Raw genomic sequence first — 18,547 nt, 5'->3', positions numbered from 1 at the left:
AAGAGTGCCTCTCATTGATAGAATCACATCATATAGCCACGGCAAATGTGCCTTTTAAAACATTCATCCGCATTACGGTGTGAGGAAATTAACATGAATCTTAAGCTGCAGCTGAAAGTTCTCTCGTTTCTGCAGTTCTGCTTATGGGGTAGTTGGCTCACTACCCTCGGCTCCTATATGTTTGTCACCCTTAAATTCGATGGTGCATCCATTGGCGCGGTGTATAGCTCGCTGGGGATCGCCGCCGTGTTTATGCCAACACTGTTAGGGATCGTGGCCGATAAATGGATCAGTGCGAAGTGGGTTTATGCCCTTTGCCACCTGGTCGGTGCAGGAACGCTGTTTGCCGCAGCCGAAGTCACCACGCCAGGGGCCATGTTCTTTGTGATCTTGCTTAACTCCCTGGCCTATATGCCAACACTGGGGCTAATCAACACCATCTCCTACTATCGCCTGCAATCTGCCGGGATGGATATCGTTACCGACTTCCCGCCAATTCGTATCTGGGGCACCATCGGCTTTATTCTGGCGATGTGGGCAGTGAGCTTCTCCGGCTTTGAACTGAGCCATATGCAGCTGTACATCGGTGCGACATTGTCCCTGGTACTGGTACTGTTCACCCTGACGCTGCCGCATATTCCAGTTGCCAACCAGCAGAAAAACCAGAGCTGGACATCAATGCTCGGTCTGGATGCTTTCGCGCTGTTTAAAAACAAACGTATGGCGATTTTCTTCATCTTCTCAATGATGCTGGGCGCAGAGCTGCAGATTACCAATATGTTTGGTAACACCTTCCTGCACAGCTTCGATAACAACCCGCTGTTCTCCGGTAGCTTTATCGTGGAACACGCATCGGTGATGATGTCGATTTCACAGATTTCCGAGACGCTGTTTATCCTGACCATCCCGTTCTTCTTAAGCCGTTACGGTATTAAGAACGTGATGCTTATCAGTATTGTGGCGTGGATGCTGCGCTTCGGCCTGTTTGCCTACGGCGACCCAACGCCGTTCGGTACCGTGCTGCTGGTTCTGTCGATGATTGTTTACGGCTGCGCCTTCGACTTCTTCAACATCTCTGGTTCCGTGTTCGTGGAGAAAGAAGTACGCCCTGAAATCCGCGCCAGCGCACAAGGTATGTTCCTGATGATGACTAACGGCTTCGGTTGTATTCTGGGCGGGCTGGTGAGCGGTAAAGTCGTTGAATACTATACGCTGAACGGCATTACCGACTGGCAGACCGTGTGGCTGATCTTCGCAGGTTACTCGCTGGTTCTGGCTTTTGCCTTCGTTGCGCTGTTTAAATACAAACACGTACGCGTTCCAGCAGGAACCCAGACTATCGCGCACTAACGTTTACGCAGAGAAAAGCGGGTTGCCAAAAGGTAACCCGCTTTTTTTGCGCTTACTTCACAACATATCCATACAGACGCTTAATACCATCTGCATCCGTTTCACTGTAAACACCTTGCAGCTCCGGCGAGAAGCCTGGTAGCAGGTTTACGCCCTCTTCCAGCGCCAGGAAATAACGTTGCACCGCCCCGCCCCAGACTTCTCCCGGTACAACACACAGCACGCCCGGAGGATATGGCAGCGCACCTTCTGCCGCAATGCGGCCAGCGGCTTCACTAATACGTACCAGTTCAACATCACCGCGGATAAAAGCGCTGTTCGCATCCTGTGGGTTCATCGCCACGGCAGGTAAACTTTCCTGACGGAACATCGCTTTTTGCAGATCTTTCACATCAAAGCTGACGTACAGTGAGTGCATCTCCTGGCACAGTTCACGCAACGTGTAATCCCGATAGCGTACCGGATACTTGTTGAAGATGGTGGGCAGCACATCTGCCAGCGGCGTATCGTCCTCAATATGCTGCTCAAACTGCGCCAGCATCGCCACCAGTTGTGCCAGTTTCTCTGCACTTTCAGCTGGGGTCAGCAAGAACAGAATCGAGTTAAGGTCGCATTTCTCCGGCACGATACCGTTTTCACGCAGGTAATGCGCCAGAATAGTCGCCGGAATACCAAACTCGGTATATTGCCCGGTTTGTGCGTCAATTCCCGGAGTAGTTAACAGCAGTTTGCAAGGGTCGACAAAATACTGGTCGTGCGCATACCCGGAAAAACCATGCCATTTAGCACCCGGTTCGAAGCTAAAGAAGCGGCGCTCACTGGCAATCACCTGCGTCGGATAGCTTTCCCACGGCTTACCATCAACTACCGGAGGAATAAACGGCTGAATCATCTTACAGTGGGCAATAATCGCTTTACGGGCCTCAATGCCCAGCGTCACACACTCCGCCCACAGCCGACGACCGCTCTCGCCTTCATGGATTTTGGCGTTAACGTCCAGCGCCGCAAACAGCGGGTAAAACGGACTGGTAGAAGCATGCAGCATAAATGCATTGTTCAGACGCTTATGCGGACAGAACCGCGCCTGGCCGCGAATATGGTTATCCTTTTTGTGGATCTGCGAAGTTTGCGAGAATCCAGCCTGCTGTTTGTGTACCGACTGGGTGACAAAAATCCCCGGATCGTTGGCATCAAGCTCCAGCAGCAGCGGTGACCCATCGGCCATCATCGGGATAAATTGTTCGTAGCCGACCCATGCGGAGTCAAACAGGATGTAATCGCACAGGTGACCGATCTTGTCGATCACCTGCCGGGCATTGTAGATCGTACCGTCATAGGTACCGAGTTGAATGATCGCCAAACGGAACGGACGCGGTTGTTCTGCCTTTTGCGGCGCAACCTCGCGAAGTTGCTGGCGCAGATACCCCTCATCAAAGCAGTGTTCGTCAATGCCGCCAATAAAACCAAACGGATTACGCGCTGCTTCCAGATATACCGGCGTCGCACCCGCCTGGATCAGCGCACCGTGGTGGTTCGACTTATGGTTGTTACGGTCAAACAGCACCAGATCGCCGCGCGTCAGCAGCGCATTGGTTACTACTTTATTGGCCGCTGAGGTCCCATTCAGCACAAAGTAGGTTTTATCCGCGTGGAAAACTTTCGCGGCAAATTTCTGCGCATGTTTTGCCGAGCCTTCATGAATCAGCAGATCGCCAAGCTTAACGTCGGCGTTGCACATATCCGCGCGAAACAGGTTCTCGCCAAAGAACTCGTAGAAATGGCGTCCCGCCGGATGTTTTTTAAAAAACTCACCGTGTTGATGTCCTGGGCAGGCAAATGTGCTGTTCCCCATCTCGACATACTGAGTCAACGTGTCATAGAACGGCGGCAGTAAATCTTCTTCATACTGACAGGCAGCAGACTCCAGCTCCAGCCAGTCCTGTGCCTGACCGCGAATGACCGCATTCACGCCCGCGGGCAGATCAACATCCGACTCTGCGAACAGAAACACGGGTAAATGAAAACCGGTGCGTTTCAATAAAGCAAGGATCCCACTGCGACTATCCGCAACGGTAATGACGACTGCCGCAACGTCAGTAAAATCAGTACTGTCCAGCGACACCACCTGACGATGGCTGGACAGACGAGAAACCAGTTCTCCACTGGCGGCAATTTTCATTGATTTCATAAGCGCAATAACCCGTTTCGGGAAAATCAAAAGTCCCGGACAAAGCCACATTGCTTTGCCCACGAAATGACAGGTCAAACTGGTTACCAGCCCCGACCGCTAGACATCAGTAAAAGCAGATAGCCTCTGATTTTACTGTTATCCTGCAGTGAGCGTGCGCTGCCCTCACCGCATGGTGGGAGCGTAAAGGTAAGTCGCAGGAAGGGGCAAACGTCGCGCTAAAAGGCGATGTTGAAGGCGATGTAGGGGGAGTAATATCATCCCAGGCAGGCCCATTCAGACAGGAGAAAATTCGCGCAATCATGGCACCTTTCACTTTCAGGCGCAAGATAAAATCCGGGGCCTGAACCTCACAGATAAACAAGCATTTCGCCTGTCAATCGCGGCATAATAATGCAATCTGAAAACATATTTTACCCAGAGAGTTGCCTTTAACATCAAGACGATAATGGGTATGCAGGAGCAAACGTGGTAATTGGACCCTTTATTAATGCTGGCGCCATTTTATTTGGCGGTGTTCTCGGCGCGCTACTCAGCCAGCATTTACCGGAACGCATTCGTGCCTCCATGACCTCCATATTCGGACTGTGCTCTTTGGGGATTGGTATTTTGCTGGTTATCAAATGCGCTAACCTACCGGTGATGGTTCTGGCCACGTTGGTCGGTGCATTAATTGGCGAGTTCTGTTATCTGGAAAAAGGGATCAATACCGCGGTTGCCAAAGCGCAGCAGCTTTTCACCCGATCGGATGCCAACACCACGCACGAATCCTTCATCCAGAGCTATGTGGCCATCATCGTGCTATTTTGCGCAAGTGGTACCGGGATCTTCGGGGCAATTCATGAAGGGATGACCGGCGATCCAAATATTTTAATCGCGAAGTCGTTTTTGGATTTCTTCACGGCCATCATCTTCGCCTGTTCACTGGGGATCGCGGTATCTGCCATTTGTGTTCCGATGCTGGCAATCCAGCTAACGCTTGCCACCTGCGCGGCACTTATTTTGCCCCTGACGACGCCAGCTATGATGGCTGATTTCAGCGCCGTAGGTGGGCTGCTGTTGTTGGCAACCGGTTTACGTATTTGTGGAATCAAGATGTTTGCAGTTGTGAATATGCTGCCCGCCCTGCTGCTGGCAATGCCGCTTTCCGCCGCATGGACGGCATTTTTTGCCTGAGAATGCGTGCAATTGCAGCAATGTGGTGATAGATTGTGCAGTCTGCATTGATTTGAAGAAATTTCGTTGACGAAACGAAGCGAATCGGGTTTAATGCGCCTCGTTGCCCGGATAGCTCAGTCGGTAGAGCAGGGGATTGAAAATCCCCGTGTCCTTGGTTCGATTCCGAGTCCGGGCACCACTATTTAGAAGAACCCGCCTATGGCGGGTTTTTTGCTTTTGGAGAAACGGACTCTCCATCGAACTCCGTTCGATTATTCGCCGCCAGCGGCTCACCCCTTCGGGGCCAGCGGCGTTAGTCCGCGTCCGGGTACCACTATGATTACAAATACATTAATAATGTTGAATTTTAACCGGCGGCTATCACATACTCGGCTTTATGTGTGTATTCGATATAAGTTGGTACATCTGAATACATACTGCACTTTTTTTAATTTAAACATAATTTATGCAATCCATTTTTATAACCAGATTGCAAAGTTAAACCAAAGAAATGTTTAGGTTAAGTCAAAATATTAAACTAATAGATGGATATTTTAATACACTAAAATATCATTATCCATAGTGTTCAATTGAAGCTGAATCTTTATTTGAATAGAATAACACGCGCATTTACAAAAAAACCAATAAAATGCAAGCTAACTTCCGCTAGATAATTCAATCAAGCAATTATCAAGAAACCATTATATATCAAACAACACTAACTAAAATATATATTGACGAAATCTATAACATGGGAGATAAACATATAAAACAATTTCTTTCTAAAACCTATTATCGAAAAAGGATTGATAAGATGATCAGGAAAATTATCGCAAAGATAGCTAAAAGAAATAATAATTATGACACCTCTACCTGCATCATCGAAGCAGAACCCTCCGTCGCTGAACAAAAAACAGAAAATTACAATAAAATTATCTGCCATCATTTCACTTCTGGCATATCAACCCTGAATCTGATAAGAACATCGTTAATTTCAACTCATGAGCAACTAAACACAGAAAAAGATAAAATAACTGAGTTAAACGCACAAAATAATAAAGCCATGCATTCCCTTGAATCACTCGTTATTGAGATCAATGAGGCAGGCAAAGAATCAGCAGAAATTCAAAAACAAATGGCTCAGCTTAAGTTATCGCTTATTGAAATTAATGATGCAATTAAAGACATACAGAAAATTGCCAATCATACAAATTTAATTGCAATAAATTCAGCGATTGAAGCGGCCCGTGTAGGTGAGGCGGGAAGAGGATTTAGTGTTATCTCTAAAGAAGTTAGACAACTGGCTGAAAATGTTAAAACGTGCACTAACCATATATTTTTACAAACAGAAACCCTCCAGAATAATGGTTCTACGGTTGATATTTCCATTGAAGCACAGCTAGCAATAATCACAAAAATCACTCAGCATATGAACAAAGTTGTTTTTTCAATTAAGAATGTGATTGAAAAATCGGCCACAATGAAGTCTATTATTGATTACATATCAAACTTACTGTTTCTAAGTATAATTAAAATGGATCATGTAATCTGGAAGATAGATCTATATAAAAAACTTACCGAGAATAAACTAGATGATACGTTGACATCATACAGCCAGTGCAGACTGGGGAAATGGTATTACGGAGATACTGGTAGATGCTTCGCTCATTTAACGGGATTTAAAAACCTGGAGGCCCCTCATCAGATGCTACACAATTCCGGCGTTCTTGCTATCGAGTATTCGGTTTCAGGTGACCATGAGCATATGTCCCTGGCGTTAAAAAGAATGGAACAGGCCAGTGATGAGGTAATGAATCAGCTTGAGATTCTTGGTAACGAGATTTTCAGGGAGGTTGTAAAATTTACGCCCGGTGATAACCCTTGACAAACTTTATTATTAAAATAGATAGTTAAAAGCTATTGGAGACAGTTGATGTTTACTTTATCATCTAAAAATGAAAATGCTGTGATAGTTTTACATGAAATTTATGGATTGAATAATCATATCAAGCAAGTATGTAAAGAGCTGCACAATTCCGGACTTGATGTATATTGCCCCAACTTTTTAAACCGCGAAGAACCTTTCTCATACGATCAACATAGTCAGGCATACGATTATTTCATGAAGTTCTGCGGATTCGATACATCAATGATCTTCGACTTACTGACAAGAATACGTGATCATTATAAAAAAATAATAATCGTCGGATTCAGTGTTGGAGGAACATTAGCATGGCTTTGTTCGGAGAGTACACAATGCGATGGTATCGTCAGTTTCTACGGAAGCCGTATACGTGATTATACTGATATCATGCCCAACAGCCCAACACTGGTGATCCAGGCGAAATATGAAGAAGCCTATGACCCTTACTTTCTTCAGCATAAACTCAGTAAGTATTCACTAGTATCGTTTCATATATTCAACAGCCGTCACGGATTTTGCGATCCTTTTAATAAGGCATACAATCCGTCTGAATCAGCGAAAGCGTTGACTCTTTCGCATGATTTTATAACGAAGAGCATTAACTAAGTTAATATAACCGTCTGACTTATCTGATGGTATTTGGTTGGCAATTTTCCAGTGCTATCGCCCTCGGATGCCATTTTGTTTCAGCAGCGCATAACGATTAAGCAGCTGATTAATCCGCATATCGAGCTGCTGATACAAAGCGGGTGATACACTCCCCTGCTTTTTTAATTCCTCATCGATTTGACGCAATAACTCTTCTGTCGGCGGCGTTTGGTCAAGCTGGCGGCGGATAGTGAAAATGGCCGATTTCAGCTCCGAACCCGTCAGATATTTACCTTTGCGTTCATCAAGCGAATTTAACTGTGCAGTTAACGCCTCCAGCCCCTGCTGGGCATGATGCCAGTTTTGCAGAGCACTTTCCGGCAACGCTTCCGTGTTTAACTGTTTCTGTAATCCGCTGGCGAATACCGTAGTCTGCGATTCTTCCGGCCACAGGGTGACTAACTGCTGTGCTAATGATGCGGCATATTCTCTTGACCACAAAGGTGACAGGCGATGTAAAACGTCCAATTGCCCTTGCGTTGCGGCGATTAATTCCTGTTTCTTCTCCTTCAAATCTGAGGAATGTTTCAATGTGGACAATTGTTCAGGTGTCAGCCCTCGTGGCAATGGCTGAACCAGTTCAAATCTGTCGGCCCACATGGGGCTGATACCAAGAAAAACGCCTGTACTCACCACTGCCGTAACCATGACACCGATGGCGAATCCCAACCACATCCGCCGGGGGCCATGAACGGTTTGAGTAGCAAACTCCGCTGCGCTTGATTGATCGGGCGACGAAGCCTCATTAACCACAAAGACCAACTGCGGCAAAGACGTCTCAACGTGATTATTCGTACCTGAAGCCGGTATCATCACAACGGCGGATCCCGAATCCGCTTCAGACTTCTCCAGGCGTAAAGCTGCGTTATGCATCCAGGTAACGACAGCATCTAGTTTACTTAACGTTTTTAACTCAAGACGTTGCAGCACTTCACAGACATGTTTCAGACTCTGCTCAACCCGATACACCATCGATAAATCCGCATATGACAACGTTAGTGTGCGTAATTCTTGCTGTAAACGAGCTGACAGCCATGCCAACACATCAATTCGTGCATGGGTTTGCTGCGGCCATATTGTGCTCCAGTGATGCGTCAGTAATGCTTCCAGCAGTTCCGTGCTTTCGGCGAGCCCCGCCAAACCTGTGTTACGAATTCTGGCGACGGTATACCAGGCCAGTGTTTGCAGTTCGACACCGTTATGACGAAACAGCGCCAGGCTTAACTGTTCCACCTTTTGCCAGTCAACGTCCGGGCGTGCGGGGTGAGTCAGCTTGCTGATTTCATCGCGTAACTGCCCAAACTCCGTGAAAGCACGCGGATCGCCGCCGGTGCTGATGCGATTCTTTTCCATGTCAGCATACTCCCTTCTCAAGCCACCCCTGCTTCTTAAGATGACGAATAAGAACCCGCCCCTCAGGGGTAAAATCAGTGGCATAGCGAACAATGCCAAGATCATGAAGTTCCGCATCAATGGAATAACGCAAATGCCCCGGCGTTTCTTGCTCCAGCATCGTTACCTGAATGCCTTTTAGTCGCGGTTCATACTTCAACAAAACCTGAGAAAGCGTGCTGATAAGCTGATGTGCCGTTCCTGGCATACCCTGGAGGATTTTGGTCATATCCGGCAGACCATAATCGGGTAAATGTTTGAGGCTACCGGCACGAGTATTCAAAATGCGCTGCATATTATCGAGGACGGATATGATGACCTGCGTATTTTCGCTAACCGCATGCAACGGGAAACCACCGGAAAAATTACCCAATAAGATGTCATAAAGAGAAGGCTGCTTGATCATTACTCGCTCTCCTGCGCCATGAGTGCCAAAGTCTGGGTATTTAATTCGATTACTCGCGCCTTATCAGGATCGAGATCTTCACGACGTAAGACCACGCGCCATGAATCTTCAGACTGATCGGGAGAAATAAACATTCCCGCCACGGCAACATACTGCGCTTCGTTTTCGAGTGGAATATCGACAGTTACGCTTTCACCAGGTCGTACCCGAACATCTTTCTGAGCCAATAAATCTGCTTTCACCACCGTACTATCTTGCGCAAATAAGGACTGATAATTAGCCGAGTCAAATGCTTTTCGATCTTTGAGTTGGTAAATACGCACGACCGTCGAAAGCGCTATGCCCTGCGCATTTTTATTAGCGGCTTCTCTGGCGGAAAGATCCAAATGCAGGGTTTTAATTTCCTTATAAAAAATCGACTTCGTTAATGACACGGTACCTTCAGATACTTTTTGTGTCAGACCACACCCGGTAACTAAACTGACCATTCCAGTTATTACGGCAAAATTAATAGCGATAATCGCCAGTCTCATCGGCTTCCCTCCGTTGAACATGTTGAGTAAGGCTCTGCCAAAGCCCAAGCTTAATTGTTATAAATTGATTCTTAGCTTCCTGTTTATCCAGGCGCATCACAGCCGTGCGGCCAAGCTGAACTGCGTGCTCGCTTTGATTACTGGTAAGACGAGCATCCGGAAGCACCGATCGAGGAATGCGTAATTGCAGTCTCGCATTCACTCTGGCACCTAAATAAACGTGCATCAGCGCGAGAAAATCATGGTAAAGCTGGCCACCCGGTAGCCATTCACGAGCTTCATCGGGAACGTCCGTTGTAAGCGTAATTAGCACCTGACTGTTAATATCTACGGCGCTACGTCCCATCACCGGACGAGAATGGAGGCTAACGGGTTGCCGCACACTCATTTTTAACGCCTTATCCAGCAGGATTAAGCGTTTATCATGAGGGGTCACGGTGGTATTTGTTGTTGGTGATAATAAAGAAACCAGCGCGGATATACCTTCTGCAGTACGCGTTGGCATTCTCATTATTCCCAACAGCGCCAAAAAGCGCGATACCGGGGTATCTGTTTGTGTGGCGCACCCCTGAATTCCCAGCCCAGTCAACCCCAGCAAATATTGTGAAGTCTCATCTGTCGCACCTGAGCGAAAGGTCGCTGGATAGCTGTATTTACGCCAGATTCGATAAAACTGCGTAATTAAGCGATGGTTAAAAATATCCAGAAACTCAGCGGCAACGTCCGCACCTTCCTGACGCTGGGCAATATCATCCTGATAGGTTGTCGGCAGCGGCGATTCCACGCCATACAGCCCCATAAAATTGACACGAACCGTTGGTGGAAGTGTGGGTTGCTGCGGATTATATTCTGCACTTTTTAGCTCGCCCGCCGGGAACCCCATCCCCGGATGAGGACGAAAACGAATAGCATCGAAGCGTGGGCTTTGTTGACTTCCAGGACTTGGCGCTTGCGGATTCCACTGTTCCAGCAACTGACAGAAACGATAAAAATTGGTACGGGGCAGGTTTTCACCAAGGCTCGTTAGCAACCGGGTAGTCGCTGATTGTGATTCTCTTTCCATCGCAAGCTTTTCCCTGCTGGCTGTATGATTAAAGTAAGCTGATTAAACAAATGTATATCCGCATACAATGCAAAAAAGCTGTTAAGCATTTCACCAAACAAATGAATATCGCCTTCGCCTGTAAATCCGTTTTCATCAAGCGTTACTTCGATGTCCACACCACGGAGTAGAAATCCTTTTTCAAAGCGCTGTATTTCATGTTGTTGAACATCCATGATCGCATCCAGACGACGATAATTAAGTTCATCATCCTGCCAGTTATAGAGAGACAACGTTCCTTTGAGCACTTCAGCGCTGGCCATCATATTCAGAAAGCTGGATCCCAGGTGACTCAACACTCGCCAGTGAAAACGATCCTCAGCGGGAGGGTAAGCAGGTAGCGTCGGTTTAGACAGATTGCGCACGGCAAGCGGTGTCTGGAGGATCTGCTCACAACGATTGAGCAATGTGCTTTGCAAAGCTCGCCGCGGTAGCTGACCGTTTGTTCCGGTCACTTTCAAAGACAAGGTTTCATACTCAGCAAGGCGATCCCGCTCCCAGGCATCTCCCCCGAGGATCAGCCATGTATCATACAATCCGGATACGCCGCGCCTGACACGCGTATGGTAATAACGCTCGGGTGCGTTACGGCGCATCATGCCTCCCTTGTGGCGAAAACTGGTGAAAGGGGCATAAACGGCGTTACGCGTTCGCTGTGATCCTGAAACCGCATCGACTGCATAAATTTCCGTATGTCCATCCTGCAACCTTCGCGGACGCAGCAAATATTCGCTTTCCAGTCCATTAACTACCAGCGGGTCGGCTTCGATAGTGAAAAGATTAATAACCGGAACACAATGAAGACGAATGTTTTCACTCCCCACAGGAAGCTCAGAATCCCACTGTTGAGTCAGTACCGCTTCTATTTCAAAGCAGTCGATACCCTCAGGAAACGATATTTTTTCCAGACCGTTAAGATGGACAAACATAAATTTTTCGCGGAACGTAAAATACTCAAGCAATAATTGCCAGCCGCCAAACGCCGTATCGCCTTTTGGCCACAAACTGTCTTCATCGGCAAATCCGCCCGGGGAAAAGAAACCCTCCAGTCGAATACGTTCTACGTTGTTGGGGAGTCTCAAATAAAGAGAAGCCAGACGCTTTGTCAGAGCAAGGTGTAGCGCGTGGGTTACCGGCGCGTCACCGCTGAGGTAAAGGCTGAGACGCGTCAGATCGGTTTGCGACCAGTCCATCTGTGGATTGCACTTTATTCGCATACGGATGACCGAGCGCCCATCAGGTTCGGCATCAATATTCACCGCCACGACAGACAGCGGATTAAGCGTAACGGGCTGGGTAGTACGATACTGACATACCGTTTTTTTAGGGCCAACGGGCTGTGACAATATGCCAAACCTCGCGTTAATCCGCTCGCTCATTTTCAGCACATCAATATCAGGTAAAAGCTCGACAATACTTAAGGAGGGAATGGTACGTAAGTAATGTGGCCACAGCAGACTCATCAACCCTTCGGTAAATTCAGGGAGATGATCGTCTATTTTGGCGCGCAATCGCCCCATCGAAAATGCAAAACCTTCAAATAACCGTTCCACATAGGGATCGGGAATACCGGCTTTATCCAGATCCAGCATCGCTGCACGATCCGGATGCGCCTGCGCAAACTCTTTTGCCGCTTCCCTTAAATAACGCATTTCCGCGTCATAATAACGCAGAGTTAAATCTTCCATTTTACAGTTCGCTTTTTTTTTAGCCGCACAAGACGGCGGCTCTGGCGGGATCGATGGCGACCAAACAGGACAACAATGAGTCCATCTCTGGTGCCAGACGCGCTTTATCGCTTTCACTGCGGTTGGCTTTTAAACGCAGAAGTTTCAGCCGTCGAGCTTTAACTTCAAACAGCAGCTCAGGCTCCCATTGTTTGAGAGTGAGAGAGTGTGCTGTGGTATTCAATTCGCCAAGCAAATGCAGCGCGAGATCGTTGCGTCCACATTGTTCCGTCAGACGAGCCATCAACAGCTGGCGCAACCAACGCTGTCGACGTGAAACAATACCAGGACGTGCCTGAACCCAGGCGAGCGCGGCTTCAACGCCTTCGCTATCCGCCAGCGTCAGAGCTTCGCTTTCAAGTAGCAGAATATCGTCGTCCGCTCCTGCACTAGCCGCGGCGATTTTTTCAGTCTGCCAGCCACTTTCCTGCAGCACATCACGGGCTATCCACTCACGGGTGACATCGTCAGCAAAAGGGGTTCCATCGTTAAAAGCCAGCGTTTCCAGTCCCGGCATCCGATGCAGCAGCATTTTCAGGTCGCTGATGATAATCGCGGCATTTTTATCCCATGGCGATCCCGCCCTTGTTAATGCCTGATGAAGATACCACTGCACGTCCAGCCAGAAATGATTCACTCCCTCAACAAATAAGCTGTCCGTTAACTCAATCAGTTCAGTCCAACTTTGCTGCAAATACAGACGTTTGAGCTGCGCGCGATAATCACTCTTGGGCGGTACCAGGCGCGTACGTCCGGTGCCATCTGGCGGTGGAAGCTGGCTGACCGTATCGAGCCGCACGCTTTTCATCAAATGATGCGCCGCCAGCCAGCCATCCGGCTGATCGCTTAAGTATTTCGCCAACACCCGAGCCTGTTCCAGCAGCTCACGGCCAGAGGCAATACCTTTGAGGACGGGGGTTTCTGCGCTGTGCCGACTGGGTTGAGCACTGATATTTTGCGGCACCAATGCCTGAGCCCCGCCAGATTGGACCAGACGGTTCTCCAGCGCGCTATACAGCCCCCCAAGCCCAGGACGAATACTCTCCTCTCGCTGGCTAAACTGCTGCTCAAGCAGCATCAGCGCACCGGCAATCCGTTGCGCGTCAGGTCGTGAAACTTCGGGAAAACGTGCCAGACTATCCAGCATCCTCCCGCCTGCCAGCCATTCAAGGGCGGCCTTATGGCTGTTGGCTCTTAAAGGATGGAGAGAATCGCCATATTGTTGCATCAGGCCAGCCAGCAAAATCAGACCATCCGCCAGGCCGGGCTCACCATCCTGATGCAAACGTGCCCATGTGTAGTAAGTGACAACGCGGACATCCTTACAGGTGGTGATCAATAGTTTTTCCGCAAGCTCAATGATGAGATCCGTTTGTGCGCCAGAAAGTTTATTCACCTCCTCTCGCATGCGCTGAAAATCATCGTCATAGCCAGGATCTTCACCACCGGGGTTGGCTGCTGAAATGGGCAATAACCAGTTTTGCCATAGCGCAGTCTGCGTTTGCGCCTGTTCCATTAGTTGCTGTTGTTCATCTGGCGAAGCCGTGCTGGCGGCCAGTAGACGTTTCAAAGCGCTCATTCTTCTTCCTCTGAGGAAATCTTGCCGCTTACAACAAAAATTGCTTCTGGTAGTTCAAAATCACGGAGTTTGAGTAATACAAGGGGACCTTCACCGGCTTCCGTTCGCAGGGTATAGTTCAGCGGCAATCCATCCTGTGCAGTCCAGCGCAGGTTGAAACCGCTGCTCACGCCAGCGTTATCGGTTATCTCCGCTTTCTCAAGCAATCTTATCCAGCCCCAGGTACCAGGATTATCTGAGTAGATTCGGGTTCCCGTATTCGTGCTCACCCAGCTTAGGGTTGCCCCTGACGCTTGAGTATCAGCAGGCCAGACAACGTTTTTCCACGCTGGCATCTGATTAACGTAGGTGAGTTTCTGTCCATCCAGCACGAGGTCAGTCTGCATCACATCGCGCGCCGTTCCAGGACGCAATTCAAAACGCATCCCAGCATCTCCACGAATAAATGCGACATCCGCAATTTGACTGAGCTGGTCCATCGCCTCAATGAACGCCGGATTAAACTCCAGCCCCTGAGCATTCACCGTGTCGGCAACCCAGTGACTTCCTTGTTTATGCAGCACACCGCTTAAATGACTATCGAGAAAATGCGGGATTCGCCCATTATCGCTTCGCAGATATTGCGCCAGCAGCGGCAGAGAAGCCTCGCTGCCAACATCGCGAAACGGATAACGTCCGCCGAATGCGCTGTTCCAGTCATTCACAATCAGCGCTTTCCATTGCGCATTCAGGCCCGCCGCGGTTGGCTGCAACACCTGCTGCCATGACTGCTCCAGCGGCTGAACAAACATCGTTTGACCAAATCCACTCCATGCCTGCCCCAGACTGGCAGCCACCAGATTGCCATAGTCACGCGTGGTGGTGAGATCGACGGTTTTGCCCTGAAACACCGTTTGCGCCAGAGCCTGACTCATGCCTTGCGGATCGGCAGCGTTAGTAATCTGCTGGAGTTTTAGCCTGACCTGCGTTACCCGGGTCAGGTAGGTTTGCAGACTCAGATGGCTGATATCCTGTCCAGCCGATTGTTCATCCATCAAGGCCAGGATTGGCGAGAAGGTGCTCGCCATAGGGCCTTCTTCCCGCGCATGCTGGTCAATGGTTTGATTTTCTTTGGTGTTAAATAGATCCTTTGCCGACTTCACCAGTGAGTCCGACAGCGCTTCACCGGTTAGCCCTGTGCGTCCTTGAACGGCGAGCGTATTCATTAACGCAACCAGAGGAGACTGACGGATATCTGCAATCAACGTGAGTTGATCGATGGCATCACTTAGCGTCTGGGTGCGCTTCCAGCGAATACTGTTGAGAAAATCCAGCCAGTTGTCGGCAAAATCCGTGAAGTAACGCTCGCTAAGACGCGCCTTTAAGGCCTGTGGAGAGAGAGGGTCGCTTGCAGAATGCGTATCATCTCCCAGCACCTGATCCATTTCTTCCCGACGGTTGTTGACGATTTTCTCTATGGCAGGCAAAACCTCCTCTTCCCAGGCTTTGCGGGTATACACGCCAGCAACCGAATTTCGGGTATAAAATACGTGCTCTGCCCGGGTATCGCCGGTCATGTCTTCCAGACGAAGATCGGTGTAATGCGGCGTTACCTGTTCAATGATTTTCTGATACAGGGCGGCTTCGCCATTGCGGATCCCCATCTGACGAATTAACAGCGTTCGCACCTGGCTAATAAGATTTTTATCGGCTGCTATCTTCCATTCAGGATGCGCCTGAAGGTTTTCTCCCCAGAATTGCCAGAGCCCAGGGCCAACGCCCTGCCATGATGCGCGCGAAATACCCGCTCGCTCCGGCCAGTCTTGCATCAGCGCCTGACTAAAAAATAATGCATCCATCTGCTCAGGCCGGGAAAGCATCAGATACATTTTCAGCTGGTTGTAGGCGATCTTTGCCTGGGCGGCAAACTGCGGGCTGTCTGGAGCCAGTCGAGTTAACGCCGTTAATTCCTGGGTAAGATGCTGGACAGCTTCATCACGCAAGAGTGGAATAGCGATACGTGTATAACGCGGCCATAGCGCATCCAACAGAGCATCATTTTGGCTTAAGCCGAAGCGGTAGTACCACGGCACCCCATTCTGCTGACGCCAGCGAAGCTGACCTGGCGTTTGCTGCAGAGCAGACAGCGCCGTAAGACGCTCGGCGAGCGGTTTATCCACACCGCCTGCCAGGCTCGCCTGGTCCAGACTTTTGCCAATCAGATTGCGATTCGCCAGGAAAGACACCACCATTCCCGCCCCCCATAGCAGCATCAAACCGGCTGTACACACGGCCAACACACGCATCCCTGAACGGCCTGTACGCTGTGCCTTAAGTTCAGCAGGTAACGCAGGGAGTGAATCAAGCAGCGCACGCCAGCGTTCATCACGTATCCAGGCATGCCCGACGTGCGATGAAGTACTTTCCGCATACTGGCTCAGGATGACCGCCGCCAGCGGCAGAGGCCGATGCGGACTGAAAAAAGTGGACAACGATTCGCTGATGGCTTCTGCATTAGGCATCAGCAAGTTAGCCATTTTTAGTAAGAAGCTATCGCGGATATTGCGCGTAACCTGCTGCGTGCCCTGCTCCACCATCTGCATTGCCAGCGAGGTCAACTGTGAACGACATAAAGCCTTGGTGCATCCTGCAGGGAACAAACACGTCGCAGAGTGTAGGGTTACGTCATCCCGGACGAATTGGGCACCATGCAGCGACCAAAGGTATAACGGCACTCGCCAGCGAAGCGTGGTAAAAACAGCCTGAAGATGGCGGGCGGCATTATCTATTTGTTCTGCGGTTAAAGAGACAACAGGTGCCGATTGAACCAGTGTATTCTGGTGCTGAAAATTGGGGGTTACCCATACAATCCCATCCAGCGGACGCCGATGCAGCTTGCGTATCGCATCAAACAACGAGGCATCTGGCGCTTCAGTGATCGTACCTCCCCAGATTAACACCACGCCATCCCCTTCAACCCAGCGCTGAGTAGTGAGTTTAGGTACCAGTTGCTCAACCTGAGAGGCATCTCCCATCACCAGCAGGATACGCGTTTTGGCGCGCCAGAGGCGGCCGTAACTCTCTTTAAGTGCATCACGAATTTCTCCTGTCCGCATATTCCTGGAGAGTGTTTCCTCTATTCGGGATTCATTTTCAGGAAAAACTCCGACGTTTTCCTCTTTTATGCGAAACAGATGCTCCCTTGCATAAATGCTGATATGCGGATACAGGCGAATCAAAATAATTAAAATTGCCGTGGCTACAACTAAGAGAAATTTCTTCGTAGGTGAATCTGCGCCCAGATACTCACCAAAGCGATTCGCCAGCCATGATAATCCCGCCAGGACTACCAAAAACAAAACAGCCTGGCTTCCCCTACTCCATAGATGGCTTGTCGTATTCATTATCACTCCAGGGTAAAACGGTACAGATATATGGCTGTTGTTCCTGAACAGAAACGATCAAATATGATGCTGAGTGATGCATTGACATATCAGCGGTCACACCAGCACATAGCCAACCGGAAAATGGACCGGGGATCCCCATAAATCGTTCAAGAACAATGGTGTTTTCAACCTGCCAATGAACACCATTTTCATGAGCAATTGGATAGAGTTGCGTACTCCACGAAGCAATTGACTGGTAATCAGACACAATGGTCCTGGTTTTTTTCGCACTGACCTGTGTAGTAATAAAAGTGGTTAAATCATGCGGCAAACGCGATTTATCCAAAGGCATTGGACGCAATAAACGACATTTGCCTTCCAAACCGTAATTGCGCGCAACATCATCACTGGTTAAAAGAAAAACAGCCATGCCATCAGAATATTTATCCTGCCCATTAAATTGCAAAATCAGAAAAAGATCGCTTCTGATTTCAGCATTTTTCAGAATTGTATCCAGTCGGTGGCACGGAAACTCAGTGACAATCAGTACAGAGGAAGGCTGCAGGCTGTCAGGTAAACTTGTCTGCCAGATGTGATGAAAGTTGGTTTGCAGTAAGCAAATTTCTTCAGTTGAACCGTCCGTGACGAGAGTTACATGCAACGGAATGCCAGTCGGTAATATGCTCAGAGACTCAGCTATAGTGTTAAGCAACACAGCCGCGGCATGGCATTGATTTTTGACCTGAGGTAAATAATTTATACGATGAACCAAATCATATTGGTTCGCAGTATTTTTTGAATTACCAGCAATAATTGCAACGGTAATTTTCTCTGGTAACAATACGCAGCTATTTATCACGACAATAGAGCGCTGCCCCCAAGACTGCCATTCACGCTGAGAAAGCAATATTTCTTTTTGCAAAAACTCATAATATTCAAGCGCCCGCCCATATAAACACCCTCTAATACTGGCAATTATTAACCATAGGAACACTGGGAAAAGTGAAACCAGCCAGATATTGACATCATTAATAAAAAACAGATGCTCTGTTGCATGCAATACAAAAAGTAAGATGCTTACTATTACTGATAATATACCGACCAGTATCCATCGCCAGAGAGAAAGAGGTTCAGGAGGTACGGGCGTGATAATTCTATGGCGTTCCCAGCCCATG

Annotated in this window: 13 protein-coding genes and 1 tRNA gene; 5 read left to right on the top strand and 9 right to left on the bottom strand. The window is 48.8% G+C overall.

From position 1 onward, the window contains the following. The first annotated feature begins 93 nt into the window (after positions 1 to 93). Complete coding sequence (locus OGY83_RS19760) at positions 94 to 1,350, top strand: nucleoside permease (RefSeq protein WP_079938676.1); 1,257 nt, start codon at positions 94 to 96, stop codon at positions 1,348 to 1,350. Positions 1,351 to 1,402: 52 nt separating this feature from the next. Here the strand turns inward: OGY83_RS19760 and OGY83_RS19755 are convergent, their stop codons facing one another. Further along, entirely contained in the window at positions 1,403 to 3,538 is a 2,136-nt protein-coding gene (locus tag OGY83_RS19755) for an ornithine decarboxylase (protein WP_286636725.1), read from the bottom strand. A 468-nt stretch (positions 3,539 to 4,006) separates the two neighbouring features. Between OGY83_RS19755 and OGY83_RS19750 the strand changes: the two genes are divergently transcribed. The 4 genes from OGY83_RS19750 (at position 4,007) to OGY83_RS19735 (ending at position 7,226) form a co-directional block, all read left to right on the top strand. Next, entirely contained in the window at positions 4,007 to 4,714 is a 708-nt protein-coding gene (locus tag OGY83_RS19750) for a DUF554 domain-containing protein (protein ID WP_003825390.1), read from the top strand. Between the two features lie 105 nt (positions 4,715 to 4,819). Beyond that, a tRNA-Phe gene (locus tag OGY83_RS19745) sits at positions 4,820 to 4,895 on the top strand. Between the two features lie 552 nt (positions 4,896 to 5,447). After that, positions 5,448 to 6,581 carry a methyl-accepting chemotaxis protein gene (locus tag OGY83_RS19740; protein ID WP_286636723.1) on the top strand — a complete coding sequence of 378 codons (1,134 nt, stop codon included), beginning with the start codon at positions 5,448 to 5,450 and terminating at the stop codon, positions 6,579 to 6,581. Between the two features lie 48 nt (positions 6,582 to 6,629). After that, positions 6,630 to 7,226, top strand: coding sequence for a dienelactone hydrolase family protein (locus tag OGY83_RS19735; RefSeq protein WP_286636721.1), 597 nt, complete (start codon positions 6,630 to 6,632; stop codon positions 7,224 to 7,226). Between the two features lie 54 nt (positions 7,227 to 7,280). Here the strand turns inward: OGY83_RS19735 and OGY83_RS19730 are convergent, their stop codons facing one another. From OGY83_RS19730 to OGY83_RS19695, 8 genes are read right to left on the bottom strand one after another with little or no spacing between them, the layout of a single operon-like run. Then, positions 7,281 to 8,621 (bottom strand): VasL domain-containing protein, encoded by a 1,341-nt coding sequence (locus tag OGY83_RS19730; protein WP_286636720.1) that lies wholly within the window; start codon positions 8,619 to 8,621, stop codon positions 7,281 to 7,283. Position 8,622: 1 nt separating this feature from the next. Then, a complete protein-coding gene (gene tssE / locus OGY83_RS19725; protein ID WP_286636719.1) occupies positions 8,623 to 9,066 on the bottom strand; it encodes a type VI secretion system baseplate subunit TssE in 444 nt (147 codons plus the stop codon). Next, a complete protein-coding gene (gene tssJ / locus OGY83_RS19720) occupies positions 9,066 to 9,599 on the bottom strand; it encodes a type VI secretion system lipoprotein TssJ (RefSeq protein WP_286636717.1) in 534 nt (177 codons plus the stop codon). Before tssJ ends, tssE begins: the two co-directional genes overlap by 1 nt. Further along, positions 9,574 to 10,662 (bottom strand): type VI secretion system baseplate subunit TssG, encoded by a 1,089-nt coding sequence (gene tssG / locus OGY83_RS19715; protein ID WP_286636715.1) that lies wholly within the window; start codon positions 10,660 to 10,662, stop codon positions 9,574 to 9,576. The genes tssJ and tssG overlap by 26 nt, the downstream gene beginning before the upstream one ends. Further along, the gene (tssF, locus tag OGY83_RS19710) at positions 10,623 to 12,389 is read right to left on the bottom strand and encodes a type VI secretion system baseplate subunit TssF (RefSeq protein WP_286636714.1); all 1,767 of its coding nucleotides are present in this window, start codon (positions 12,387 to 12,389) and stop codon (positions 10,623 to 10,625) included. Before tssF ends, tssG begins: the two co-directional genes overlap by 40 nt. A 19-nt stretch (positions 12,390 to 12,408) precedes the next feature. Further along, positions 12,409 to 14,007, bottom strand: a complete 1,599-nt coding sequence (tssA, locus tag OGY83_RS19705; protein WP_286636713.1) for a type VI secretion system protein TssA — start codon at positions 14,005 to 14,007, stop codon at positions 12,409 to 12,411. Further along, positions 14,004 to 17,390: an ImcF-related family protein gene (locus tag OGY83_RS19700; RefSeq protein WP_286636712.1), complete on the bottom strand. Its 3,387-nt coding sequence runs from the start codon at positions 17,388 to 17,390 to the stop codon at positions 14,004 to 14,006. Before OGY83_RS19700 ends, tssA begins: the two co-directional genes overlap by 4 nt. Then, entirely contained in the window at positions 17,362 to 18,546 is a 1,185-nt protein-coding gene (locus tag OGY83_RS19695) for a KPHS_23130 family T6SS system protein (protein ID WP_286636710.1), read from the bottom strand. Before OGY83_RS19695 ends, OGY83_RS19700 begins: the two co-directional genes overlap by 29 nt. Position 18,547 lies beyond the last annotated feature (1 nt).

The organism is Citrobacter sp. Cpo090 (genome assembly GCF_030332665.1).
GTDB lineage: Bacteria > Pseudomonadota > Gammaproteobacteria > Enterobacterales > Enterobacteriaceae > Citrobacter > Citrobacter portucalensis.
Note: the sequence above shows the minus strand (reverse complement) of the source record. Positions and strands in the feature narration are given on the sequence as shown.